This is a genomic window from Escherichia sp. E14S1 (assembly GCF_004211995.1).
Taxonomy (GTDB): Bacteria; Pseudomonadota; Gammaproteobacteria; order Enterobacterales; family Enterobacteriaceae; genus Escherichia.
On sequence record NZ_RHJQ01000004.1, the window covers coordinates 22,860 to 48,141 of the forward strand.

The following is a 25,282-nucleotide window of genomic DNA, read 5'->3' on the forward strand; positions in this document are numbered from 1 at the left end:
ATTTAATTAATTCTTTGTTATTCAATACGTTAAAGTTGTAATTTTACTTCTGGCCTGTTTCTCGCAATAACGCTATCTCATTGATAACATCTCTGTTTTCAGTGGTCTTGTTCGGGGTAGTTAATATCAAAGGATGAGTCAAATGCCATTAAATGGAGTCAGTGCTGCGATGCGCGAACGGGTATCGCAGCAGTTAAAGGAAATTGAACGTCGCTATGGCGTGAAAGTGCTGTACGCCTGCGAATCGGGGAGTCGCGGCTGGGGATTTGCTTCGCCCGACAGCGATTACGATGTGCGTTTTTTGTATGTTCATCCGCTGGAATGGTATCTGCGGGTAGAGTCACCACGCGATGTTATCGAACTGCCTATCGACGACGAACTTGATGTTTCCGGTTGGGAATGGCGCAAAGCGCTGGGATTGCTGAAAGGTGCGAACCCGACGCTAATTGAATGGCTGGATTCACCGGTGGTCTATCAACAAGATGAAGAAACGATAACGGCGCTTAAGGCAATGGTCCCAACGTGGTTTTCTCCGTTGCGTGCGCGCTGGCATTACTATTCGATGGCGCGGAAAAATTTTCGCGGTTATTTACAAGGCGACGAAGTGCGGCTGAAAAAATACTTTTATGTGCTGCGTCCGCTGCTGGCCGTGCGCTGGGTCGAAGCGGGAAAAGGCGTACCGCCAATGCGTTTTTCCGAATTGCTGGCGGGAAGTGAGTTGGATGCGGCCTTACGCGCAGAAATAGATGAGTTGCTGGAACGTAAACAGCGTGCAGGTGAAGCGGAATATGGCCCACGCCGTCCATTGCTACATGCGTTTATCCATGCGGAACTGGCGCGTGGGGAAATTCCGCCTGTGTTACCGGATAGTAGGGATGGTGATGCCAGGGAGCTGGATAGGTTGTTGATGACGACAGTGATGGGAGAATAAATTCGGCCCGGCAAGTATCATCCGGGCCGCACTGTTTTTACTCAAACAAATTACTATGCAGTTTCTGCACCACCTGTTCTGCATCTTCGCCTGGCACCAGGAAGCACAGGTTATGGCTGGAAGCGCCGTAGCAAATCATGCGAATGTTGAACGGTTCAAGTACGCCAAACACCTCTTTGCCAACACCACAGGCTTTTGACAGATCGTTACCAATCAGAGCCACCAGCGCCAGGCCTTCTTCCACTTCTACCCGGCACAGGGCTGAAAGCTCCATCAGCAGCGATTGTGTCAGCAACGTATCGCCAGTTGACGTTGAACCGGTAGTGTCGAGGGTTAACGCCACGCTCACTTCTGACGTAGTAATTAAATCCACCGAAATATTATGCCGTGCGAGAATGCCGAAAACCTCCGCGAGGAAGCCGCGAGAATGCAGCATATTCAGGCTATGCAGGGTTAATAGCGTTTGTTTGCGACGCAGAGCCAGCGCACGAAACAACGGCGGATTCTCGGTTTTATTACACACCAAAGTACCGCCAGCACGCGGATCTTTGCTTGAACCGACAAACACCGGGATATCGCTGCGAACTGCAGGCAGTAAGGTTGCCGGATGAAGTACTTTGGCACCAAAGGTTGCCATTTCAGCTGCTTCTTCAAAGGCGATTTCATCAATTCGTTTGGCATCAGGCACGATGCGTGGGTCGGTAGTATAAATCCCCGGCACATCTGTCCAGATATCGACGCGAGCAGCGTTTAACGCTTCTGCCAATAGTGCCGCCGTGTAGTCACTACCGCCGCGACCAAGCGTTGTGGTGCGCCCTTTACTTTCACTGCCAATAAAGCCCTGGGTGATGACTAAACCTTCGCTGAGACGTGGGGTTAGTTGCAGCGCAGACAGTTCTGCCAGCGCAGCAATATCTGGCTCCGCGCGGCCAAAGCGATCGTTTGTGCGCATCACTTTACGCACATCAAACCACTGGGCCTGAACATTGCGTTCACGCAGAATCTCCACAAACAGCAGGGTAGACATCAGTTCGCCGTGGCTGACCAGTTCATCAGTTAGTGCTGGAGAGGTTGCCAGTGCAGCAGCTTCGGCCAGGACGGTAATGTTCTCCAGCAAACGTTCAATCTCTTCACGGATGACGTTCGGGTAACGCAGGCGCTCCAGAATGGCGAACTGAATATTGCGAATGGCATCGAGTTTTTCGAAACGCTCAACCGGTTCCAGACCTTCAGCCAGTGCAACCAACAGATTGGTAATGCCCGCAGAAGCAGAAAGCACAACTAAACGCACATTCACATCAGAAAGCACAATGTCGGCGCTGCGGTTCATGGCGTCGAAATCAGCCACGCTAGTACCACCAAATTTGGAGACAACAATATCGGGCATAACAACCTCGTGTCAGGGAATGAAAGAAGCGACCTTGGCACAAAGGCAAAACAGAAACCGGTGCAGGCGCAGACCGTATTTATAAATAAAAGGTGTAGGGGAGTGTGTCAACGCTGGGATTATGCGGATTATTCATGCAGCGGGCGTGGTCAGAAATTGTGCTTATAACGTCTACACTTTTTATCCTCTTCAGTGGTTAGCTGAGCTAACGGCACTAAAACCATCACATTTTTCTGTGACTGGCGCTACAATCTTCCACAGTCACAATTCTCAATATCAGAAGAGTATTGCTAATGAAAAACATCAATCCAACGCAGACCGCGGCCTGGCAGGCACTACAGAAACACTTCGATGAAATGAAAGACGTTACGATCGCCGATCTTTTTGCTAAAGACGGCGATCGTTTTTCTAAGTTCTCCGCAACCTTCGACGATCAGATGCTGGTGGATTACTCCAAAAACCGCATCACTGAAGAGACGCTGGCGAAATTACAGGATCTGGCGAAAGAGTGCGATCTGGCGGGCGCGATTAAGTCGATGTTCTCTGGCGAGAAGATCAACCGCACCGAAAACCGTGCCGTACTGCACGTGGCGCTGCGTAACCGTAGCAATACCCCGATTCTGGTTGATGGCAAAGATGTTATGCCGGAAGTCAACGCGGTGCTGGAGAAGATGAAAACCTTCTCAGAAGCGATTATTTCTGGTGAGTGGAAAGGCTATACCGGCAAAGCCATCACCGACGTGGTGAACATTGGGATCGGCGGTTCTGACCTCGGCCCGTACATGGTGACCGAAGCACTGCGCCCTTACAAAAACCACCTGAACATGCACTTTGTTTCTAACGTTGATGGTACTCACATCGCGGAAGTGCTGAAAAAAGTAAACCCGGAAACCACGCTGTTCCTGGTAGCATCTAAAACCTTCACCACTCAGGAAACTATGACCAACGCCCATAGCGCGCGTGACTGGTTCCTGAAAGCGGCAGGTGATGAAAAACACGTTGCGAAACACTTTGCGGCGCTCTCCACCAATGCCAAAGCCGTTGGCGAGTTTGGTATTGATACCGCCAACATGTTCGAGTTCTGGGACTGGGTCGGCGGCCGTTACTCTTTGTGGTCAGCGATTGGCCTGTCGATTGTTCTCTCCATCGGCTTTGATAACTTCGTTGAACTGCTTTCTGGCGCACACGCGATGGACAAGCATTTCTCCACTACGCCTGCCGAGAAAAACCTGCCTGTACTGCTGGCGCTGATTGGCATCTGGTACAACAATTTCTTTGGCGCGGAAACTGAAGCGATTCTGCCGTACGACCAGTATATGCACCGTTTCGCGGCGTACTTCCAGCAGGGCAATATGGAATCCAACGGTAAGTATGTTGACCGTAACGGTAACGTGGTGGATTACCAGACTGGCCCGATTATCTGGGGTGAACCAGGCACTAACGGTCAGCATGCGTTCTACCAGCTGATCCACCAGGGAACCAAAATGGTACCGTGCGATTTCATCGCTCCGGCTATCACCCATAACCCACTCTCTGATCATCACCAGAAACTGCTGTCTAACTTCTTCGCTCAGACCGAGGCTCTGGCGTTTGGTAAATCCCGTGAAGTGGTTGAGCAGGAATATCGCGATCAGGGTAAAGATCCGGCAACGCTTGACTACGTGGTGCCGTTCAAAGTGTTCGAAGGTAACCGCCCGACCAACTCCATCCTGCTGCGTGAAATCACTCCGTTCAGCCTGGGTGCGTTGATTGCGCTGTATGAGCACAAAATCTTTACTCAGGGCGTGATCCTGAACATCTTCACCTTCGACCAGTGGGGCGTTGAACTGGGTAAACAGCTGGCGAACCGTATTCTGCCAGAGCTGAAAGATGATAAAGAAATCAGCAGCCACGATAGCTCGACCAATGGTCTGATTAACCGCTATAAAGCGTGGCGCGGTTAATCATCGTCGATATGTAGGCCGGATAAGGCGTTCACGCCGCATCCGGCAACCAGTGCCTGATGCGACGCGGTCGCGTCTTATCAGGCCTACAGGTCGATGCCGATATGTACATCGTATTCGGCAATTAATACATAGCACGATTGATTAAATAACCTTAATAACAATGCCGACTATAAGTCGGCATTGTTTTATCAGATAAATCCCCTTGTCGGAGATTTAACGAAAATCATACCGTGAGGTTAATCCTAAAATAGATTTTTAGTCTGTAATGATTTCGGAAAATACGCAGATCAATCACTTTTTGTTTTATTTTAACTTAATGATTTTAATCTTATTTATATATAAGTTAAAGCTTATATTTGATATTCATTCCAATTGTCCTAAAACACCTTCACTAATTCCCCGCGCCGTAATTCGCATGCTTTAGTTGTGTATACTCGATCCCGCCCGAAATGTTTTTGGGTAAATCTCCATTCATTCAATGAAGGGAAATTGTTATGAAAAAAGTTCTGTATGGCATTTTTGCCATATCTGCGCTTGCGGCGACTTCTGCGTGGGCTGCACCTGTACAGGTGGGCGAAGCGGCAGGGTCGGCAGCAACGTCGGTTTCAGCGGGTAGTTCCTCCGCGACCAGCGTCAGCACCGTAAGCTCGGCGGTGGGTGTCGCGCTCGCGGCAACCGGTGGGGGTGATGGTTCTAATACCGGGACCACCACAACCACGACCACCAGTACCCAGTAATAACGTATGTATCCCCAAAATAATTCAGTATGACGGGGATTAACCATAACCACACTCCGGTGTGGTTATTCTGCCCCTCTGGAGAAGAGTCGTGAAGCGACCTGCACTCATTCTTATCTGCCTGTTATTACAGGCCTGTTCAGCCACGACTAAAGAGCTGGGCAATTCACTGTGGGACAGTCTGTTCGGTACGCCAGGCGTACAGCTGACGGACGATGATATTCAAAATATGCCCTACGCCAGCCAGTACATGCGGCTAAATGGCGGTCCACAATTATTTGTCGTTTTGGCCTTCGCTGAAGACGGACAACAAAAATGGGTTACTCAGGATCAGGCCACTCTCGTTACACAACATGGGCGTCTGGTGAAAACTTTGCTTGGCGGCGACAACCTGATTGAAGTGAATAACCTTGCCACTGACCCGCTGATCAAACCCGCACAAATCGTTGATGGCGCAACCTGGACGCGCACGATGGGCTGGACCGAGTACCAGCAGGTACGCTACGCCACCGCACGCTCAGTCTTCAAATGGGATGGCACCGATACCGTGAAAGTCGGCAGCGATGAAACTCCGGTTCGCGTGCTGGACGAAGAAGTCTCCACCGACCAGGCGCGCTGGCATAACCGCTACTGGATCGACAGCGAAGGGCAAATTCGCCAGTCGGAACAGTATCTCGGCGCGGATTATTTCCCGGTGAAAACCACTCTCATCAAGGCGGCAAAACAATGATTAAAAAAACTATTGTCGCGTTGCTTTTGAGTGTGGGGGCGTCATCGGTCTTCGCGGCGGGAACCGTCAAGGTATTCAGCAATGGCAGCAGTGAGGCCAAAACGCTGACGGGTGCAGAGCATTTAATCGATCTGGTAGGCCAATCTCGACTGGCAAACAGCTGGTGGCCCGGTGCGGTGATTAGCGAAGAGCTGGCAACGGCGGCAGCATTGCGTCAGCAGCAGGCGTTGCTGACACGGCTGGCAGAACTGGCTGCAGATTCCAGCGCCGACGATGCCGCCGCGATTAACGCCTTACGCCAGCAAATTCAGGCGTTGAAGGTGACGGGCAGGCAAAAAATCAATCTTGATCCCGACATCGTCCGCGTTGCCGAACGCGGTAACCCGCCGTTGCAGGGCAACTACACGCTGTGGGTCGGAACGCCGCCGTCCACGGTCACGTTGTTCGGGCTTATCAGCTGTCCTGGCAATCAGCCATTCACTCCCGGTCGCGACGTGGCGAGCTATCTCTCCGGGCAAAGTCTGCTTAGCGGTGCGGATCGCAGCTACGCGTGGGTGGTTTACCCGGACGGACGCACGCAAAAAGCGCCGGTGGCTTACTGGAACAAGCGTCACGTAGAGCCGATGCCCGGCAGCATTATTTATGTTGGCCTCGCGGACTCCGTCTGGAGTGAGACACCTGATGCCCTTAACGCCGACATTCTTCAGACCCTGACGCAGCGGATACCCCAATAATGAAAAAAAGACATCTGCTTAGCTTACTGGCGCTGGGCATTAGCACGGCTTGCTACGGCGAAACGTATCCTGCGCCCATTGGCCCGTCGCAATCGGATTTCGGTGGCGTAGGACTGTTACAAACGCCCACCGCCCGCATGGCGCGGGAAGGGGAGTTGAGCCTGAACTATCGCGATAACGATCAGTACCGTTATTACTCAGCGTCAGTGCAACTCTTCCCGTGGCTGGAAACAACGCTGCGTTATACCGATGTGCGCACCCGGCAGTACAGCAGCGTCGAAGCGTTCTCTGGTGATCAAACGTATAAAGATAAAGCCTTCGATCTCAAACTGCGTTTGTGGGAAGAGAGTTACTGGATGCCGCAAGTGGCGGTTGGCGCGCGGGATATCGGCGGTACGGGGCTGTTCGATGCAGAATATCTTGTCGCCAGCAAAGCCTGGGGGCCGTTCGATTTTACGCTCGGTCTGGGCTGGGGATATCTGGGTACCAGCGGTAACGTGAAAAATCCGCTCTGTTCAGCCAGTGATAAATATTGCTATCGCGATAACAGCTACAAACAGGCGGGATCTATCGACGGCAGCCAGATGTTCCACGGCCCGGCCTCACTGTTTGGCGGCGTGGAATACCAGACGCCCTGGCAACCGCTGCGTCTGAAACTGGAGTATGAAGGCAATAATTATCAGCAGGATTTTGCCGGAAAGCTGGAGCAAAAAAGTAAGTTTAACGTCGGGGCGATTTATCGCGTTACCGATTGGGCCGACGTTAACCTTAGCTATGAACGTGGCAACACCTTCATGTTTGGCGTCACGCTGCGCACCAACTTTAATGATTTACGTCCTTCGTACAACGATAACGCCCGCCCGCAATATCAACCGCAGCCACAGGATGCCATTTTGCAGCATTCGGTGGTGGCGAATCAGTTAACGCTGTTGAAATACAACGCCGGACTGGCCGATCCGCAGATCCAGGCGAAAGGCGATACACTGTATGTTACTGGCGAGCAGGTGAAGTATCGTGATTCGCGCGAAGGGATCATTCGTGCTAATCGGATCGTGATGAACGATCTGCCGGAGGGGATCAAGACGATCCGCGTTACGGAAAATCGCCTTAACATGCCGCAGGTGACGACGGAAACCGATGTCGCCAGCTTGAAAAATCATCTCGCCGGAGAGCCGCTGGGCCACGAAACGAAGCTGGCGCAAAAACGCGTCGAGCCAGTGGTTCCGCAGTCCACCGAGCAGGGCTGGTATATCGACAAATCGCGCTTTGATTTCCATATCGATCCGGTGCTGAACCAGTCGGTCGGTGGCCCGGAAAACTTTTACATGTATCAGCTGGGCGTGATGGGAACGGCGGATTTGTGGCTGACGGACCATCTGCTCACCACCGGTAGCCTGTTTGCTAACCTTGCCAACAATTACGACAAGTTTAACTACACCAATCCACCGCAGGACTCACACTTACCGCGTGTTCGTACCCATGTGCGCGAGTATGTGCAGAACGATGTCTATGTGAATAACCTGCAAGCCAACTACTTCCAGCATCTGGGCAACGGCTTCTACGGTCAGGTCTACGGCGGCTATCTCGAAACCATGTTTGGCGGTGCGGGGGCAGAGGTGTTGTATCGCCCCCTGGACAGGAACTGGGCGTTTGGTCTGGATGCCAACTACGTTAAACAGCGCGACTGGCGTAGCGCAAAAGATATGATGAAATTCACCGATTACAGTGTGAAAACCGGACATCTGACCGCGTACTGGACGCCATCTTTCGCCCAGGACGTGTTGGTGAAAGCGAGTGTCGGGCAGTATCTGGCAGGGGATAAAGGTGGCACGCTGGAGATCGCCAAACGCTTTGATAGCGGCGTGGTGGTGGGTGGCTATGCCACGATCACTAATGTTTCGAAAGAGGAGTACGGCGAAGGGGACTTCACCAAAGGTGTGTATGTCTCTGTACCGCTGGATCTCTTCTCGTCTGGCCCGACACGTAGCCGTGCGGCAATTGGCTGGACGCCGCTGACGCGTGACGGGGGTCAGCAACTTGGGCGTAAGTTCCAGTTGTATGATATGACCAGCGACCGTAGCGTGAATTTCCGCTAAGTCATGGGAAAGGTGCCAGTTTTCGCAATCACTGGCACCCTCATTCTTAATGGCCTGTTGAGCCATCAGGAACGCAGTTCACCCCCGGTTTGCGATCTGGTGTGTAAAGGCGAAAACATTCTGTCTTCCTGTCCGTCGATATGGGTTGCAGGTCTGGTTGCCTGAGCGACTGGGCCATCATTGGGCTTGAGACATTGCTTTGCGGTAGGTCGGCTTTATCAGCAGTACCGAGCGGACCAGCATAAGCAGGAAGAACAGAGACTGATAACAACAAAGCAGCAAAATAAGGCTTCATTTTTACCACCTTTATCAGGTTACGTTTCATTTGTTCCAGAGGAACATTGTCGATTTTTCGCGCATTACTGGTGGCTGAGAATCACCTGAATGGGTGATTTTTGCATTACCGGCTTTGGTGCGGTTTGCCTTGCCGGATGTGCGCGCCAAATCCAGGTTGAACAAAACATACACAAAAAATATAGATCTCCGTCACATTTTTACGTTATACAGGAAGCTCGCCACTGTGAAGGAGGTACAGCTATGACGTCACTCTCTCGTCCGCGCGTGGAGTTTATCTCCACCATTTTGCAGACCGTACTCAATCTGGGTCTGTTGTGTCTCGGCCTGATTTTGGTTGTCTTCCTCGGCAAAGAAACGGTGCATCTGGCTGATGTGCTGTTCGCGCCAGAACAAACCAGCAAATATGAGCTGGTGGAAGGACTGGTGGTTTACTTTCTCTATTTCGAATTTATCGCGCTGATTGTGAAGTACTTTCAGTCCGGTTTTCACTTCCCGCTACGTTACTTTGTCTATATCGGGATCACCGCCATTGTGCGCTTGATCATCGTCGATCATAAATCGCCACTGGATGTGTTGATCTACTCAGCAGCGATCCTGTTGCTGGTGATCACCCTGTGGTTATGTAATTCGAAACGGCTGAAGCGGGAGTAAAAAAGAGGCGCTCCGAAGAGCGCCGAATAACAGTCACAAGTTAGGATAACGTAAGTTGAGGGTCTAGCGGCATAACATTGGCAGAACATTGGCAGAACAACATCTTTAACCTTTCACACCACCTGCCGTCAGGCCGTTAACCAGCCAGCGTTGAGCCAGCAAGAAGACGATGGTGATGGGTAATGCAGACATCACGGCAGCGGCAGCAAAGTCGCCCCACAGGTAGTTTTGCGGGTTGAGGTATTGCTGCATACCCACGGCCAGGGTGTAACTGTTCACGTCACGCAGTAACAACGACGCGACCGGAACTTCGGTAATGGCAGCGATAAACGACAGGATGAACACCACCGCCAGAATCGGTACAGATAATGGCAACAGGACGAGGCGGAAAGCTTGCCACGGTGTCGCACCATCCAGCGCCGCCGCTTCTTCCAGCGAGCTGTCGATGGTTTCGAAATAGCCTTTAATCGTCCAGACGTGCAGCGCAATCCCCCCCAGGTACGCGAAGATCACGCCGCCGTGAGTATTCAGGCCGATGAACGGAATGTACTCACCCAGACGATCAAACAACGCATACAACGCCACCAGTGAGAGTACTGCCGGGAACATCTGGAAAATCAGCATCCCTTTCAGCAGCGTCGCTTTGCCAGGGAAGCGCATACGGGCGAAGGCGTAGGCGCAGGTGGTGGAGAGCGCCACAATACCAATCGCGGAAATACCGGCGACCTTTACCGAGTTCCACAGCCACAGCAGTACCGGGAATGGCGGTGGCGTAATGCGGCCATCCGCCTGTTCAACGCTAAAACCTAACGCCAGTTTCCAGTGATCCCACGAGATTTGCTCCGGGATCAGGCTACCGGTCGCGAAGTTCCCCTGGCGCAGCGAGATGGCGACGACCATCAGCAGCGGGAACATAATTGCCGCGATAAAAAGTAGTAGTAGCAGGTGAGTAATAAACAAACGTGCTTTTTGCGATTTCGGTTGGACCATTGCCATTTTGTTATCTCCCTTAATCAAACTTCATTCGCGTGGCTTTCAGGTTCACTATCGCCAGCGCACCGACCAGCAGGAAGATCAGCGTGGCAATCGCCGCCGCCAGACCGAAGTCCTGACCCCCGCCGCCTTCAAAGGCGATACGGTAGGTGTAGTTAACGAGCAGGTCGGTATAACCGGCTGGCGTGGTCGTGCCAAGACGATCCGGGCCGCCGTTGGTCAACAGTTGAATCAGCACGAAGTTATTAAAGTTAAAGGCAAAGCTGGCGATCATTAGCGGCGTCAGCGGCTTAATCAGCAGCGGTAGCGTAATTTTGAAGAAGTTCTGCAACGGACCTGCGCCATCCATCGCTGAGGCCTCATACAGATCGTCCGGAATCGCTTTCAGCAAGCCCATGCAGAGGATCATCATGTACGGATAACCCAGCCAGGTGTTGACGATAATCAGCATCGTTCTGGCGGTGGTTGGATCGCTGAACCAGGCGGGCTTCACACCAAACAGCGCGCTCAACATCATGTTGATTTCACCAAAGCTCTGGTTGAACAATCCTTTGAAAATCAAAATTGAAATAAACGATGGCACCGCGTAGGGCAGAATCAGCAGGACGCGATAGACAGCTTTGCCGCGTAACGCTTCCCACTGCACCAGACACGCCAGCACCATGCCGACCGCCACCGTTAAAAAGACGGTGATAAGTGAGAACACTACGGTCCAGACGAAAATTGCAAGGAACGGTTTTTGGATCCCTTCGTCGGTGAAGACGCGGGTAAAGTTTTTCCAGCCAGTAGTCACGGTATAACCCGGGCTGAGTTTTTCGTCACCCCAGTTGCCGTCAGCAGTGATGGACTGGTAAAAACCAATCTGGTCGTTTGGACGATATTTTACGCCACTCTGGTTATTGGTCAGCGTACCGTCATCGCCTAATGTGTACAGCGGCTGAGTGCCGGAGAACTGGCGCAGGGAGCTCATCATCACTTTGTTGCCATCCGGCAGAATGGCGGTAATGTTGCTCAGGGCTTGACGATTCTGGGTAATCACGCGCAGATTCGCACGCTCGCCTTCAGGCTGCGTGGCGCTTTCTTTCAGTTGCAGTTTTTGCTCGCCGCCAAATTTAAAGGCGTCGGAGAGATAATTTTTGCCGGTTTCGCCGTCGGTGAGCGCTAGTTGCCACTCATCACCAGCGGGATAAAGACCAAAGTTATAGGTTTTCCCTGCCTGCCAGGCGCGGTCCAACAGAACTTCCTGAGCGCGTTCAAAGGTAAGCTGGTTGGTGCTGCTGTAGTTGGTGAAGGCGATGGCGATGGTGCAGACCAGAGGGAAGAGAACGAATAGCCCCATCCCGGCCATTCCCGGGTAGACATAGCGCCAGGCGTAGGCTTTACGATTGGCGAAAATATAGAGCCCCGCTGAGCTCAAAATTAGCGTGGTAATGGCGAACAGGTATTCCCCTTGTGCGTACATTAAAACAACAAGGTAACCCACCAGCAGGCCGAGCAGACCTAACACTGACCATTTCAGCGCGTCGCTTTGCCACCAATGTTTCTTTTTAATGACATCCATGGGGTTCTTCCTCATTCCAGGACAGATAAGGCGTTTACGCCGCATCCGACAACAACTGCCTGATGCGACGCTAGTGCGTCTTATCAGGCCTACATACGTTTCGTTTTCGTAGGCCGGATAAGGCGTTTACGCCGCATCCGGCAACAACTGCCTGATGCGTCGCTGACGCGTCTTATCAGGCCTACATACGTTTCGGCTTCGTAGGCCGGATAAGGCGTTTACGCCGCATCCGGCATTTCAGGCATTACTTAGTGATACGACCCTGTGCATCTTTCAGCGCGGCATCAACGGTCTGACGACCACTGGCTGCGTTGATTACTGCGGTACGCACGGCATACCAGAAGGCGGACATCTGCGGGATGTTCGGCATGATTTCACCGTTCTTGGCGTTATCCATAGTGGCAGCGATGCGTTGATCTTTCGCCAGCTGATCCTGGTAAGACTTCAGCGCCACGGCACCCAGCGGTTTGTCTTTATTCACCGCTTCCAGACCTTCGTCGGTCAGCAGGTAGTTTTCGAGGAACTCTTTCGCCAGCTCTTTGTTCGGACTGGCCGCGTTAATGCCTGCGCTCAGCACGCCAACGAACGGTTTGGACGGTTGTCCCTTGAAGGTTGGCAGCATCGTCACACCGTAGTTCACTTTGCTGGTGTCGATGTTAGACCATGCCCACGGACCATTAATGGTCATCGCAGTTTCACCTTTGTTAAAGGCTGCCTCTGCAATGGAGTAGTCAGTATCCGCATTCATGTGTTTGTTTTTAATCAGATCAACCAGGAAGGTCAGACCCGCTTTCGCGCCAGCGTTATCCACGCCAACGTCTTTCACGTTGTATTTGTCGTTTTCATACTTGAACGCATAACCACCGTCGGCAGCAATCAGCGGCCAGGTAAAGTACGGTTCTTGCAGGTTGAACATCAGCGCGCTCTTACCTTTCGCTTTCAGTTCTTTATCCAGCGCCGGGATCTCTTCCCAGGTTTTTGGCGGGTTCGGCAGCAGATCTTTGTTATAAATCAGCGATAACGCTTCAACTGCAACCGGGTAAGCAATGAGTTTGCCGTTAAAACGCACGGCATCCCAGGTGAATGGATAAATCTTGTCCTGGAGCGCTTTGTCCGGAGAGATTTCAGCTAACAGACCAGACTGGGCATAGCCGCCAAAGCGGTCGTGCGCCCAGAAGATGATGTCCGGACCATCGCCAGTTGCCGCAACCTGGGGGAATTTCTCTTCCAGCTTATCCGGATGCTCAACGGTGACTTTAATTCCGGTATCTTTCTCGAATTTCTTACCGACTTCAGCAAGGCCGTTGTAGCCTTTATCGCCGTTGATCCAGATTACCAGCTTACCTTCTTCGATTTTGGCGAGAGCCGAGGCGGAAAACATCATCGTCGTTAAAACAGATAATGCGAGGATGCGTGCACCTGTTTTTATTTTCATAATCTCTGGTCCTTGTTGGTGAAGTGCTTGTGAAAACGCCTAAACGGACTCTAGTTTCTTTATACGGCAACCTCTTTCCATCCTCCTTGCCCCTACGCCCCACCTTCGTTTTGTGTGATCTATGTCGCAGAAACGGCAGTATTGCGGGAGGGCGCACACAAAATCGCCATGTTTTTTGCAAGCAACATCACGAATTTCCTTACTTTCCTTCGGATTAGTACGCAGACACCACCTTCTCATCCTCCCGCCTCCTCCCCCATAAAAAAGCCTGGGGGTGGAGGATTTAAGCTATCTGTCGATCAAGCATAGTCACCGCATCATGAATGTTGCTGTCGATGACAGGTTGTAACGAAGGGAGAAGGGCATGGCGAGCGTACAGCTGCAAAATGTAACGAAGGCCTGGGGGGATGTGGTGGTATCGAAAGATATCAACCTCGAGATCCACGAAGGTGAGTTCGTGGTGTTTGTCGGGCCATCTGGCTGCGGTAAATCAACGTTACTGCGCATGATTGCCGGTCTTGAGACGATCACCAGCGGCGACCTGTTCATCGGTGAGAAACGAATGAACGATACCCCGCCAGCAGAACGCGGCGTCGGCATGGTGTTCCAGTCCTATGCGCTCTATCCCCATCTGTCAGTGGCAGAAAACATGTCCTTTGGCCTGAAACTGGCGGGCGCGAAGAAAGAGGTGATCAACCAGCGCGTTAACCAGGTGGCGGAAGTACTGCAACTGGCGCACTTGCTTGATCGCAAACCGAAGGCACTCTCCGGCGGGCAGCGTCAGCGAGTGGCGATTGGTCGAACGCTGGTGGCAGAGCCAAGCGTGTTTTTACTTGATGAACCGCTATCCAACCTTGACGCTGCGCTGCGTGTGCAGATGCGTATCGAAATCTCCCGCCTGCATAAACGTCTGGGCCGCACGATGATTTACGTCACCCACGATCAGGTCGAAGCGATGACGCTGGCCGATAAAATCGTGGTGCTGGATGCCGGGCGCGTGGCGCAGGTCGGGAAACCTCTCGAACTGTATCACTATCCGGCAGACCGCTTTGTCGCAGGTTTTATTGGTTCGCCGAAAATGAACTTCCTGCCGGTAAAAGTGACCGCCGTTGCAATCGATCAAGTCCAGGTTGAGCTGCCGATGCCAAACCTCCAGCAAGTCTGGCTTCCGGTTGAAAGCCACAACGTTCAGGTCGGAGCCAACATGTCACTGGGCATTCGCCCGGAACATCTACTGCCAAGTGATATCGCCGACGTCATCCTTGAAGGTGAAGTTCAGGTCGTCGAGCAACTCGGCAACGAAACCCAAATTCATATCCAGATCCCTTCCATTCGTCAAAACCTGGTGTACCGCCAGTCTGACGTGGTGTTGGTAGAAGAAGGTGCCACATTCGCTATCGGCCTGCCGCCAGAGCGTTGCCATCTGTTCCGTGAGGATGGCACTGCATGTCGTCGACTGCATCAGGAGCCGGGCGTTTAAGCACCCTACAAAAGACACAAAACCTGTGACAGGTGATGTGAAAAAAGAAAAGCAATGACTCAGGAGATAGAATGATGATTACTCTGCGCAAACTTCCTCTGGCGGTTGCCGTCGCAGCGGGCGTAATGTCTGCTCAGGCAATGGCTGTGGATTTCCACGGTTACGCTCGTTCCGGTATCGGCTGGACAGGGAGTGGCGGTGAACAACAGTGTTTCCAGACCACTGGTGCTCAAAGTAAATACCGTCTTGGCAACGAATGTGAAACTTATGCTGAATTAAAATTGGGTCAGGAAGTGTGGAAAGAGGGCGATAAGAGCTTCTATTTCGACACTAACGTGGCCTATTCCGTCGCGCAACAGAATGACTGGGAAGCCACTGATCCGGCCTTCCGTGAAGCGAACGTGCAGGGTAAAAACCTGATTGAATGGCTGCCTGGTTCCACCATCTGGGCGGGTAAGCGTTTCTATCAACGTCATGACGTTCATATGATCGACTTCTACTACTGGGATATTTCTGGTCCTGGTGCCGGTCTGGAAAACATCGATGTTGGCTTCGGTAAGCTCTCTTTGGCTGCAACCCGCTCTTCTGAAGCAGGTGGTTCTTCCTCGTTCGCCAGCAACAATATCTATGACTACACCAACGAAACTGCGAACGATGTCTTCGACGTGCGTTTAGCGCAGATGGAAATCAACCCAGGCGGTACGTTAGAACTGGGTGTCGACTACGGTCGCGCTAACCTGCGTGATAACTATCGTCTGGTTGATGGCGCATCGAAAGACGGTTGGTTATTCACTGCTGAACATACTCAGAGCATCCTGAAGGGCTTCAACAAGTTTGTTGTTCAGTACGCAACTGACTCGATGACCTCGCAGGGTAAAGGTCTGTCGCAGGGCTCTGGCGTCGCGTTTGATAACGAACACTTTGCCTACAACATCAACAACAACGGTCACATGCTGCGTATTCTTGATCACGGTGCGATCTCGATGGGTGACAACTGGGACATGATGTACGTGGGTATGTATCAGGATATCAACTGGGATAACGATAACGGCACCAAGTGGTGGACCGTCGGTATTCGCCCGATGTACAAGTGGACGCCAATCATGAGTACCTTGATGGAGATCGGCTACGACAACGTCGAATCCCAGCGCACTGGCGACAAAAACAATCAGTACAAAATTACCCTCGCACAACAATGGCAGGCTGGCGACAGCATCTGGTCACGCCCGGCTATTCGTGTCTTCGCAACCTACGCCAAGTGGGATGAGAAATGGGGCTATGACTACAACGGTAGTTCCTCTTCCAACCCGAACTACGGTAAAGCCGTTCCGGCGAGCTTCGAAGGTGGTAGCTTCGGTCGCGGTGATAGCGACGAGTGGACCTTCGGCGCCCAGATGGAAATCTGGTGGTAATAGCAATGTGCATGCCGGATAAGGTGCTTGCGCCGCATCCGGCAACCAACGCCTGATGCGACGCTGTCGCGTCTTATCAGGCCTACAACAGCGGCCGAATGTAGGCCGGATAAGGCGTTTACGCCGCATCCGGCATAAAAACACGTTGCCATTATCTATAAGGGGCGCAAGCCCCTCTGATTATCGGTTTAGCGCGCTATTGCCTGGCTACCGCTGAACTCCAGATTTTGAGGTGAAAACAATGAAAATGAATAAAAGTCTCATCGCCCTCTGTTTATCAGCAGGGTTGCTGGCGAGCGCGCCTGGAATTAGCCTCGCCGACGTCAACTACGTACCGCAAAACACCAGTGACGCGCCTGCCATTCCATCTGCTGCGCTGCAACAATTAACCTGGACACCCGTCGATCAATCCAAAACTCAGACTACCCAGTTAGCGACTGGCGGCCAACGGTTGAACGTTCCTGGTATCAGTGGCCCGGTTGCGGCATACAGCGTTCCGGCAAACATTGGCGAACTGACCCTTACGCTGACCAGCGAAGTGAACAAACAAACCAGTGTATTTGCGCCGAACGTGCTGATTCTTGATCAAAACATGACGCCATCTGCCTTCTTCCCCAGCAGTTATTTCACTTACCAGGAACCTGGCGTCATGAGCGCCGATCGTCTGGAAGGGGTGATGCGCCTGACACCAGCGTTGGGGCAGCAAAAACTGTATGTTCTGGTCTTTACCACGGAAAAAGATCTCCAGCAGACGACGCAACTGCTCGACCCGGCAAAAGCCTATGCCAAAGGTGTTGGTAACTCGGTGCCAGATATTCCAGATCCGGTTGCCCGTCATACCACTGATGGCCTGCTGAAACTGAAAGTGAAAACCAACTCCAGCTCCAGCGTGTTGGTGGGGCCGTTATTTGGTTCTTCCGCTCCAGCTCCGGTTACGGTAGGTAACACGACGGCACCCGCCGTGGCTGCACCCGCTCCGGCACCGGTGAAGAAAAGCGAACCGATGCTCAACGACACGGAAAGTTATTTTAATACCGCGATCAAAAACGCTGTCGCGAAAGGTGATGTTGATAAGGCGTTAAAACTGCTTGATGAAGCTGAACGCCTGGGATCGACATCTGCCCGTTCCACCTTTATCAGCAGTGTAAAAGGCAAGGGGTAAGTACGCCCCACAGTGCTGATTTTGCAACAACTGGTGCGTCTTCGGGCGCACCTTTTTTTCTCCCTCCCAGTGATTGTTGCGTTTTTGTTGCGTATTAGATCACTTAATATGCTTTACATCTCCCGTTATCGCTTTTCTGCGATACAATGCCTTTACGTTATGTAACGGAGAGTTCGGCATGTCACACCCCGCGTTAACGCAACTGCGTGCGCTGCGCTATTTTGCAGAGATTCCTGCGCTGGAACCGCAACTGCTCGACTGGTTGTTGCTGGAAGATTCCATGACTAAACGTTTTGAACAGCAGGGAAAAACGGTGAGCGTAACGATGATCCGCGAAGGGTTTGTCGAGCAGAATGAAATCCCCGAAGAATTACCGCTGCTGCCGAAAGAGCCCCGTTACTGGTTACGAGAAATATTGTTATGTGCTGATGGTGAACCCTGGCTCGCCGGACGTACCGTCGTTCCTGTGTCAACGTTAAGTGGCCCCGAGCTGGCGTTACAAAAATTAGGTAAAACGCCGTTAGGCCGCTATCTGTTCACATCATCGACATTAACCCGGGACTTTATTGAGATAGGCCGTGATGCCGGATTGTGGGGGCGACGTTCCCGCCTGCGATTAAGCGGTAAGCCACTGCTGCTGACTGAGCTGTTTTTACCGGCGTCACCGTTGTACTAAGAGGAAAAAAATATGGAGTGGAGTCTGACGCAAAATAAGCTGCTGGCGTTTCACCGCTTAATGCGAACGGATAAGCCAATTGGCGCGTTACTGCTGCTCTGGCCAACGTTGTGGGCGCTGTGGGTGGCGACCCCAGGTGTTCCCCAACTCTGGATCCTGGCGGTGTTTGTCGCAGGCGTCTGGCTGATGCGCGCCGCCGGTTGCGTGGTGAATGACTATGCTGACCGTAAGTTTGACGGCCATGTTAAGCGCACGGCAAACCGACCACTTCCCAGCGGTGCGGTTACGGAGAAAGAGGCGCGAACGCTATTTGTGGTGCTGGTGCTGCTTTCGTTCTTACTGGTATTGACACTGAACACGATGACCATTCTGTTGTCGATTGCCGGACTGGCGCTGGCGTGGGTTTACCCGTTTATGAAGCGGTATACCCATTTACCGCAAGTGGTGCTGGGTGCGGCGTTTGGTTGGTCGATTCCAATGGCTTTTGCCGCTGTGAGTGAATCGGTGCCGTTAAGCTGCTGGCTGATGTTCCTTGCCAATATTCTGTGGGCGGTGGCTTACGACACGCAATATGCGATGGTCGACCGTGACGATGACGTGAAGATTGGCATTAAATCCACCGCAATTCTGTTCGGCCAATACGATAAGTTGATTATCGGTATTTTGCAGATTGGCGTACTGGCGCTGATGGCAATCATCGGTGAGTTAAATGGCTTAGGCTGGGGATATTACTGGTCAATTCTGGTGGCTGGCGCGCTGTTTGTTTATCAACAAAAACTGATTGCCAACCGCGAGCGTGAAGCCTGCTTTAAAGCATTTATGAATAATAACTATGTTGGCCTGGTGCTGTTTTTAGGGCTGGCAATGAGTTACTGGCATTTCTGATGATGTAAAAAAGCCGGATGATCATCCGGCTTTCTTCTGGGCTGCCTGATGCGCTGTGCTTATCAGACCTACACAATAAATCGCAATTTATTGAATTTGCAGATTATGGTCGGCCGGATAAGGCGTTTGCGCCGCATCCGGCAACTCTCACCGATTACCCTTCGCTTTGCGTCGCACTCTCAATCGTCAAACGTACATCTGACGTAATCAACTCCGCCAGCAACTGATAGACCTTCATCGTCTCTGCCGGTTCGGCGTCGCCGCTGTCGCTGATATACCCTTCATCACGCAGCGTCAGTACCAGAGAACTGAATACTGCTTTGTCGAAGAACTCTGGCGCGTTGATGCCGTGCAGCACGGAGAGACGTTGCGCCACGGTGCGGCTCTCTTTCTCCAGCGTACCGCGGTTGATCGACGGGTTGGCGCTCAGCAGCCAGAAAGTGATGGCATAACGTTGCAGCGTTTCGCGCGCGCCTGCGGCCAGCAACTGAAGCGTGCGGGAATGCGCTGGGTTGATATGCAATTCATCATCTTGCAGCGTAATCAGCCCCTGACGTTGCATTTCATTCGCCAGCGCATCAATAACGCCCGGCAACTCGTCGCGCTCCCAGCGCAGGAACAGCTCCGCTTTCAGCATCGGATACAGCACATTGACGTGCTCCATCAAAACGTCGCGAGAGATGTGGCGATGCTGGGTGACAATTGCCGCCATCAGCGAAGGCAGCACCAACATATGCGCGATGTTGTTGCGATAGTAGGTCATCAGCACTGCTTGCTCGCGCGGCAGAATGATGATGTCGCCGATCGTATCCTTCTCAACTTCAAACTTGTTCATCTGCAGCGCGTGATCGATAAGCTCGCTGGCACTGGCTGAAGGAACGGTAGAGTCCGTGGAGTAAGGCACGTTGCGCATCAAATCCAGATAGCAGTTGAGTTGCTCGGTTAACTGCTCGCGGGTGAGTGAGCGCTGACGTGACGCCAGAAGTGCAGTACAGCACAGGTTCATGGCGTTAGCCGCGCCCGCGTTGTTAATGCGTACCATCAGATCGGCAGCAATGTTATTGACCGTCGGCGTTAACCAGGCCGGACGCACCGCTTCGATGGGATCGATAGATTCACGCCAGTCTGGCACGTGCTGGTTAAGGTAGGTCATCAACGGCATTGGTTCACCGAAGTTGACATAGCCCTGACCGAGATTACGCAGCTTGCTTAAACCGCGCAGCATCTGCAGCAGGCTCTCTTTCTCTTTCGTTGCCCCGCGCAGTTCTTTGGCGTAAGTACCCACTTCCATGACGTGCTCATAACCGATGTAGATCGGAATCAGCGTAATCGGACGTGTGCCGCCACGCAGCATCGCCTGAATGGTCATCGACAGCGTACCGGTTTTCGGGTCCAGCAAACGGCCTGTACGCGAACGACCGCCTTCCACAAAGTACTCGACGGAATAACCACGGCTGAACAGTTCGCCGAGATACTCACGGAAAACCGTAGAATAGAGCTTATTGCCTTTAAACGTGCGGCGAATAAAGAACGCACCCAGACGGCGGAAAATCGGCCCGGCAGGCCAGAAATTCAGGTTGATCCCGGCGGCGATATGCGGCGGCACCAGCCCCTGGTGATACAGAACGTAAGAAAGCAGCAGGTAGTCCATGTGGCTGCGGTGGCAAGGCACATACACCAGCTCATGACCGTCGTGGGCCAGCTGGCGAACGCGCTCGGCATTATGGACGTTGATGCCCTGGTAAAGTCGGTTCCAGGTGAAGCCCAGAATGCGGTCAGTCAGGCGGATCATCTCGTAAGAGAAGTTCGCCGCAATCTCTTCCATCAGTGCAATAGCATTCTGCTGCGCTTTTTCATGGGAGATTTTTTTGCTCCGCGCTTCGTCTTCTACCGCTTTGGCAATGGCGCGGGAGGCGAGCAGTTTGTTAAACAGATCCTGACGAGCTGGCAGGCGCGGCCCCACGGCAGCCAGACGCTGGCGGGCAAAGTGCATACGCGCCACGCGCGCCAGTTTTTGGGCGATGGTTTTATCCGTGCCGTGTTCATCCGCCATACGGCGCAGCGAAACTGACGGAGAAAAACGCACAAAGCTGTCGCGACCGAGCCATAGCACGGCGAAAAATTTCTGTACGCCGTTGAGCATGCGCAGTGGCGGGTTAACTTCACCTTTTTCGCGCCCCGGCGCACGACCAAACATCACCGATACCGGCACCATCTGCACATCCAGATTTGGGTTGCTGCGGTGCAGATCGAGATAGTCGTGGAACAGCTTAATAGACTCTTCTTTCGGTGTGTAATAGGTGAAAACACGCGGCCCGCCATGAATAAACACATAGCGCGGTAGTAACGTGCCGTCTATTTCCAGCGGCTCTAATGGGTCAGGCAGGTCGTGCGCCAGGCACTGGGCGCGCAACGTCAGCAAATCCGCTTTTGAGTTGTACGGTAAAACGTACATAATTGGACGAGAGGTATCCAGTCCCAATTCCGGGGCAGGATCTGCCGGAATAGACTTGCTTTTTACCAGGATGCTTAATGGTAAATTCAGTAATTTGTAGTAAATTCGTGGCCAGCCGGACATAAACGATGTAAAGCCTCTGGTTAATAATGCAAATGCGCGGGAAGGATAGCAGAAAGTCATGGGAAATTCTGTGGTATCCGCTCATGTTTCGCGCGACGTTACGCTAACCGTAATCTTCGGATTCAACGGTACACTGATATTGACGCTCATAATGTAAAAAGGTTCTTTCGATGGCCAATAATACCACTGGATTCACCCGAATTATCAAAGCTGCTGGCTATTCCTGGAAAGGTTTACGTGCCGCATGGATCAACGAAGCGGCATTCCGTCAGGAAGGTGTCGCGGTATTGTTGGCAGTTGTTATTGCCTGTTGGCTGGATGTGGATGCAATAACCCGAGTATTGCTTATTAGTTCTGTCATGCTGGTGATGATTGTGGAAATTCTCAATAGTGCCATCGAAGCGGTGGTTGACCGTATTGGCTCTGAATACCATGAGCTTTCCGGGCGGGCGAAAGATATGGGCTCTGCCGCGGTGCTGATCGCCATTATCGTCGCCGTGATTACCTGGTGCATTCTGTTATGGTCGCATTTTGGATAACCCTTCCAGAATTCGATAAATCTCTGGTTTATTGTGTAGTTTATGGTTCCAAAATCACCTTTTGCTGTATATACTCACAGCATAACTGTATATACACCCAGGGGGCGGAATGAAAGCGTTAACGGCCAGGCAACAAGAGGTGTTTGATCTCATCCGTGATCACATCAGCCAGACAGGTATGCCGCCGACGCGTGCGGAAATCGCGCAGCGTTTGGGGTTCCGTTCCCCAAATGCGGCAGAAGAACATCTGAAGGCGCTGGCACGCAAAGGCGTTATTGAAATTGTTTCCGGCGCATCGCGCGGGATTCGTCTGTTGCAGGAAGAGGAAGAAGGGGTGCCGCTGGTGGGCCGTGTGGCTGCCGGTGAACCGCTTCTGGCGCAGCAGCATATTGAAGGTCATTATCAGGTCGATCCTTCCCTGTTCAAACCGAATGCCGATTTCCTGCTGCGCGTCAGTGGGATGTCGATGAAAGATATCGGCATTATGGACGGCGACTTGCTGGCAGTGCATAAAACCCAGGATGTGCGTAATGGTCAGGTCGTTGTCGCGCGTATAGATGACGAAGTTACCGTTAAGCGTCTGAAAAAACAGGGTAATAAAGTCGAACTTCTGCCAGAAAATAGCGAGTTTAAACCCATTGTCGTTGACCTTCGTCAGCAGAGCTTCAGCATTGAAGGGCTGGCGGTTGGTGTTATTCGCAACGGCGACTGGCTGTAATCTATCTCTGATACCGCGATGCCGCCTGGCATCGCGGTTTGTTTTTAATCTCTCTTCATCAGGCTTGTCTGCATGGCATTCCTCACTTCATCTGATAAGGCACTCTGGCATCTGGCTTTACCCATGATTTTCTCCAATATCACCGTTCCCTTGCTGGGACTGGTTGATACGGCGGTCATTGGTCATCTTGATAGTCCGGTTTATCTGGGCGGCGTGGCGGTTGGCGCAACGGCGACCAGTTTTCTCTTTATGCTGTTGCTGTTTTTGCGTATGAGCACTACCGGGCTTACTGCACAGGCTTATGGTGCCAAAAATCCTCAGGCATTGGCGCGTGCACTGGTGCAGCCGTTGCTGCTGGCACTGGGGGCCGGAGCGTTGATTGCCTTACTGCGTACGCCGATTATCGAGCTGGCGCTGCATATTGTTGGTGGTAGCGAAGCGGTTCTGGAACAGGCGCGGCGCTTTCTTGCAATCCGCTGGTTAAGCGCACCGGCGTCGCTGGCGAATCTGGTGCTGCTCGGCTGGTTGCTCGGCGTGCAATATGCCCGCGCGCCAGTGATTTTGTTAGTGGTTGGCAATATCCTCAACATTGTGCTGGATGTCTGGCTGGTGATGGGGCTGCATATGAACGTGCAGGGCGCGGCGCTGGCGACGGTTATTGCGGAATATGCAACATTGCTGATTGGTCTGCTAATGGTGCGTAAAATCCTCAAACTACGTGGCATCTCCGGCGAAATGCTGAAAACTGCCTGGCGAGGAAACTTCCGTCGCTTGCTGGCGCTTAACCGCGATATCATGCTGCGCTCGCTGTTGTTGCAACTCTGTTTCGGCGCGATCACCGTACTTGGCGCGCGACTGGGGAGCGATATTATCGCCGTCAACGCAGTCCTGATGACGTTACTCACCTTTACAGCCTATGCGCTGGATGGTTTTGCCTACGCGGTTGAAGCCCACTCCGGTCAGGCGTATGGTGCGCGCGACGGTAGCCAGTTACTGGATGTCTGGCGCGCAGCGTGCCGCCAGTCGGGGATCGTGGCATTGTTGTTTTCGGTGGTTTATTTGCTGGCGGGTGAACATATCATCGCGTTGCTAACGTCGTTAACGCAGATCCAGAATCTGGCCGATCGCTACCTAATCTGGCAGGTTATTTTACCGCTGGTAGGAGTCTGGTGTTATCTGCTGGATGGTATGTTTATTGGCGCAACGCGCGCTGCCGAAATGCGCAATAGTATGGCAGTCGCAGCAGCAGGGTTCGCTTTGACGCTACTGACGTTGCCGTGGTTGGGTAACCATGGTTTATGGCTGGCGTTAACCGTCTTTCTGGCGTTGCGCGGGCTTTCTCTGGCAGCTATCTGGCGGCGTCACTGGCGCAACGGTACCTGGTTTGCCGCAACATGACGGTTAAAAGTTCTGAATAAATAATCCTAAGCCAAATTCCTGACTACACTTAATCCCACGTTCAGAAGAAAAGTGAGCGTACACTCATTCACCACCTAACGATGAGGATTTGAATATGAATAAAGACGAAGTCGGCGGTAACTGGAAACAGTTCAAAGGTAAAGTGAAAGAGCAATGGGGCAAACTGACCGATGATGACATGACGGTCATTGAAGGTAAGCGTGACCAGTTAGTGGGTAAAATCCAGGAACGTTACGGTTACCAGAAAGATCAGGCAGAAAAAGAGGTTGATAGCTGGGAAAAACGCCATGATTACCGTTGGTAATTAATCCCTCCTGCCCGACGTGTACAAGGATGTACGCCCTCTTAACGCGGTTTCTTTTTAACCTGCACAGAGTGATCATGCTGGCACTGTTCAGGATGACGACACGCTTCAACTTCCACACATGCCGCACAGAGACCATGTGCTTCAATCACATTATGCCGCAGGGCAAAACCCATTTTTGCCGCCAGCGTATGCATAATGTCTTCCACGCCTTCTGCACACTCTTCTTTCACTGCGCCGCAGCGATCGCAAATAAACATGGCTGAAGTATGCGTAGGCTGATCGAACAGATGACAGAGCACATAACTGTTGGTGGATTCCACCTTATGCACAAAACCTTGTTCAAGCAGAAAATCGAGCGCGCGATAAACCGTCGGCGGCTTGGCTTGCGGCTCGGCTTCGCGCAGCAAATCAAGTAGATCGTAGGCGCTGATAGCCCCTTCTTGCAGGCTCATCAGGCGCAGCACTTCGAGACGTTGCGGTGTCAGGCGCACATTACGCTGCGCGCAGAGTTTTTCAGCCTGCGCCAATAACTCCTGCGTTGTGGTCTTTTCCATTGTGCACCTCGAAAGTGGGGTTAAGAATGTCCTTACTTTACCATAATTCTCACT

At 52.3% G+C, this 25,282-nt stretch carries 23 protein-coding genes; 16 read left to right on the forward strand and 7 right to left on the reverse strand.

Annotated elements, in window-relative coordinates; all coding sequences use genetic code 11:
* Positions 1-142: 142 nt before the first annotated feature.
* Entirely contained in the window at positions 143-931 is a 789-nt protein-coding gene (locus D9734_RS04805) for a nucleotidyltransferase domain-containing protein (protein ID WP_130205767.1), read from the forward strand.
* Positions 932-968: 37 nt separating this feature from the next.
* Here D9734_RS04805 and lysC read toward each other — a convergent pair whose 3' ends face one another.
* Positions 969-2,318 (reverse strand): lysine-sensitive aspartokinase 3, encoded by a 1,350-nt coding sequence (gene lysC / locus D9734_RS04810; RefSeq protein WP_130205769.1) that lies wholly within the window; start codon positions 2,316-2,318, stop codon positions 969-971.
* Positions 2,319-2,611: 293 nt separating this feature from the next.
* Here lysC and pgi point away from each other — a divergent pair, with 293 nt between their 5' ends.
* The 5 genes from pgi (at position 2,612) to D9734_RS04835 (ending at position 8,561) form a co-directional block, all read left to right on the forward strand.
* Positions 2,612-4,261, forward strand: a complete 1,650-nt coding sequence (pgi, locus tag D9734_RS04815; protein ID WP_000789986.1) for a glucose-6-phosphate isomerase — start codon at positions 2,612-2,614, stop codon at positions 4,259-4,261.
* A gap of 497 nt (positions 4,262-4,758) precedes the next feature.
* On the forward strand, positions 4,759-5,001 hold the full coding sequence (gene yjbE / locus D9734_RS04820; RefSeq protein WP_000757333.1) for an exopolysaccharide production protein YjbE: 243 nt from the start codon (positions 4,759-4,761) through the stop codon (positions 4,999-5,001).
* A 91-nt stretch (positions 5,002-5,092) separates the two neighbouring features.
* Positions 5,093-5,731, forward strand: coding sequence for a YjbF family lipoprotein (locus D9734_RS04825; protein WP_130205771.1), 639 nt, complete (start codon positions 5,093-5,095; stop codon positions 5,729-5,731).
* A complete protein-coding gene (locus tag D9734_RS04830) occupies positions 5,728-6,465 on the forward strand; it encodes a capsule biosynthesis GfcC family protein (RefSeq protein ID WP_130205773.1) in 738 nt (245 codons plus the stop codon). Before D9734_RS04825 ends, D9734_RS04830 begins: the two co-directional genes overlap by 4 nt.
* Positions 6,465-8,561 (forward strand): YjbH domain-containing protein, encoded by a 2,097-nt coding sequence (locus D9734_RS04835; protein WP_130205775.1) that lies wholly within the window; start codon positions 6,465-6,467, stop codon positions 8,559-8,561. Before D9734_RS04830 ends, D9734_RS04835 begins: the two co-directional genes overlap by 1 nt.
* Before the next feature lie 46 nt (positions 8,562-8,607).
* Here D9734_RS04835 and D9734_RS04840 read toward each other — a convergent pair whose 3' ends face one another.
* The gene (locus D9734_RS04840) at positions 8,608-8,886 is read right to left on the reverse strand and encodes a hypothetical protein (protein WP_024212568.1); all 279 of its coding nucleotides are present in this window, start codon (positions 8,884-8,886) and stop codon (positions 8,608-8,610) included.
* Positions 8,887-9,098: 212 nt separating this feature from the next.
* Here D9734_RS04840 and psiE point away from each other — a divergent pair, with 212 nt between their 5' ends.
* Complete coding sequence (gene psiE / locus D9734_RS04845) at positions 9,099-9,509, forward strand: phosphate-starvation-inducible protein PsiE (RefSeq protein WP_000202902.1); 411 nt, start codon at positions 9,099-9,101, stop codon at positions 9,507-9,509.
* Positions 9,510-9,614: 105 nt separating this feature from the next.
* On the opposite strand, the gene malG is transcribed toward psiE, so the two are convergent.
* From malG to malE, 3 genes are all read right to left on the reverse strand, one after another.
* On the reverse strand, positions 9,615-10,505 hold the full coding sequence (gene malG, locus D9734_RS04850) for a maltose ABC transporter permease MalG (protein ID WP_001252058.1): 891 nt from the start codon (positions 10,503-10,505) through the stop codon (positions 9,615-9,617).
* A gap of 13 nt (positions 10,506-10,518) precedes the next feature.
* Positions 10,519-12,063 carry a maltose ABC transporter permease MalF gene (gene malF, locus D9734_RS04855; RefSeq protein WP_130205777.1) on the reverse strand — a complete coding sequence of 515 codons (1,545 nt, stop codon included), beginning with the start codon at positions 12,061-12,063 and terminating at the stop codon, positions 10,519-10,521.
* 244 nt (positions 12,064-12,307) lie between these two features.
* On the reverse strand, positions 12,308-13,498 hold the full coding sequence (malE, locus tag D9734_RS04860; protein ID WP_130205779.1) for a maltose/maltodextrin ABC transporter substrate-binding protein MalE: 1,191 nt from the start codon (positions 13,496-13,498) through the stop codon (positions 12,308-12,310).
* 364 nt (positions 13,499-13,862) lie between these two features.
* Here malE and malK point away from each other — a divergent pair, with 364 nt between their 5' ends.
* The 5 genes from malK to ubiA all read left to right on the forward strand — a co-directional run bounded on the left by malK (position 13,863) and on the right by ubiA (position 19,113).
* Positions 13,863-14,978 (forward strand): maltose/maltodextrin ABC transporter ATP-binding protein MalK, encoded by a 1,116-nt coding sequence (gene malK, locus D9734_RS04865; RefSeq protein ID WP_130205781.1) that lies wholly within the window; start codon positions 13,863-13,865, stop codon positions 14,976-14,978.
* 71 nt (positions 14,979-15,049) lie between these two features.
* Positions 15,050-16,390: a maltoporin LamB gene (lamB, locus tag D9734_RS04870; protein ID WP_130205783.1), complete on the forward strand. Its 1,341-nt coding sequence runs from the start codon at positions 15,050-15,052 to the stop codon at positions 16,388-16,390.
* Positions 16,391-16,631: 241 nt separating this feature from the next.
* On the forward strand, positions 16,632-17,552 hold the full coding sequence (gene malM, locus D9734_RS04875) for a maltose operon protein MalM (protein WP_130205785.1): 921 nt from the start codon (positions 16,632-16,634) through the stop codon (positions 17,550-17,552).
* A gap of 178 nt (positions 17,553-17,730) precedes the next feature.
* Positions 17,731-18,228: a chorismate lyase gene (gene ubiC / locus D9734_RS04880; protein WP_064525550.1), complete on the forward strand. Its 498-nt coding sequence runs from the start codon at positions 17,731-17,733 to the stop codon at positions 18,226-18,228.
* Positions 18,229-18,240: 12 nt separating this feature from the next.
* Complete coding sequence (gene ubiA, locus D9734_RS04885) at positions 18,241-19,113, forward strand: 4-hydroxybenzoate octaprenyltransferase (protein ID WP_130205787.1); 873 nt, start codon at positions 18,241-18,243, stop codon at positions 19,111-19,113.
* 154 nt (positions 19,114-19,267) lie between these two features.
* Here the strand turns inward: ubiA and plsB are convergent, their stop codons facing one another.
* Complete coding sequence (gene plsB / locus D9734_RS04890) at positions 19,268-21,691, reverse strand: glycerol-3-phosphate 1-O-acyltransferase PlsB (RefSeq protein WP_130206092.1); 2,424 nt, start codon at positions 21,689-21,691, stop codon at positions 19,268-19,270.
* Between the two features lie 170 nt (positions 21,692-21,861).
* Between plsB and dgkA the strand changes: the two genes are divergently transcribed.
* The 4 genes from dgkA (at position 21,862) to D9734_RS04910 (ending at position 24,671) form a co-directional block, all read left to right on the forward strand.
* Positions 21,862-22,230, forward strand: a complete 369-nt coding sequence (dgkA, locus tag D9734_RS04895) for a diacylglycerol kinase (protein WP_000002907.1) — start codon at positions 21,862-21,864, stop codon at positions 22,228-22,230.
* A gap of 109 nt (positions 22,231-22,339) precedes the next feature.
* Positions 22,340-22,948, forward strand: coding sequence for a transcriptional repressor LexA (lexA, locus tag D9734_RS04900; RefSeq protein ID WP_130205789.1), 609 nt, complete (start codon positions 22,340-22,342; stop codon positions 22,946-22,948).
* Positions 22,949-23,020: 72 nt separating this feature from the next.
* On the forward strand, positions 23,021-24,346 hold the full coding sequence (gene dinF, locus D9734_RS04905; RefSeq protein ID WP_130205792.1) for an MATE family efflux transporter DinF: 1,326 nt from the start codon (positions 23,021-23,023) through the stop codon (positions 24,344-24,346).
* A gap of 115 nt (positions 24,347-24,461) precedes the next feature.
* Positions 24,462-24,671 carry a CsbD family protein gene (locus tag D9734_RS04910; RefSeq protein ID WP_001030602.1) on the forward strand — a complete coding sequence of 70 codons (210 nt, stop codon included), beginning with the start codon at positions 24,462-24,464 and terminating at the stop codon, positions 24,669-24,671.
* Positions 24,672-24,712: 41 nt separating this feature from the next.
* Here the strand turns inward: D9734_RS04910 and zur are convergent, their stop codons facing one another.
* The gene (zur, locus tag D9734_RS04915; RefSeq protein WP_130205794.1) at positions 24,713-25,228 is read right to left on the reverse strand and encodes a zinc uptake transcriptional repressor Zur; all 516 of its coding nucleotides are present in this window, start codon (positions 25,226-25,228) and stop codon (positions 24,713-24,715) included.
* Positions 25,229-25,282 lie beyond the last annotated feature (54 nt).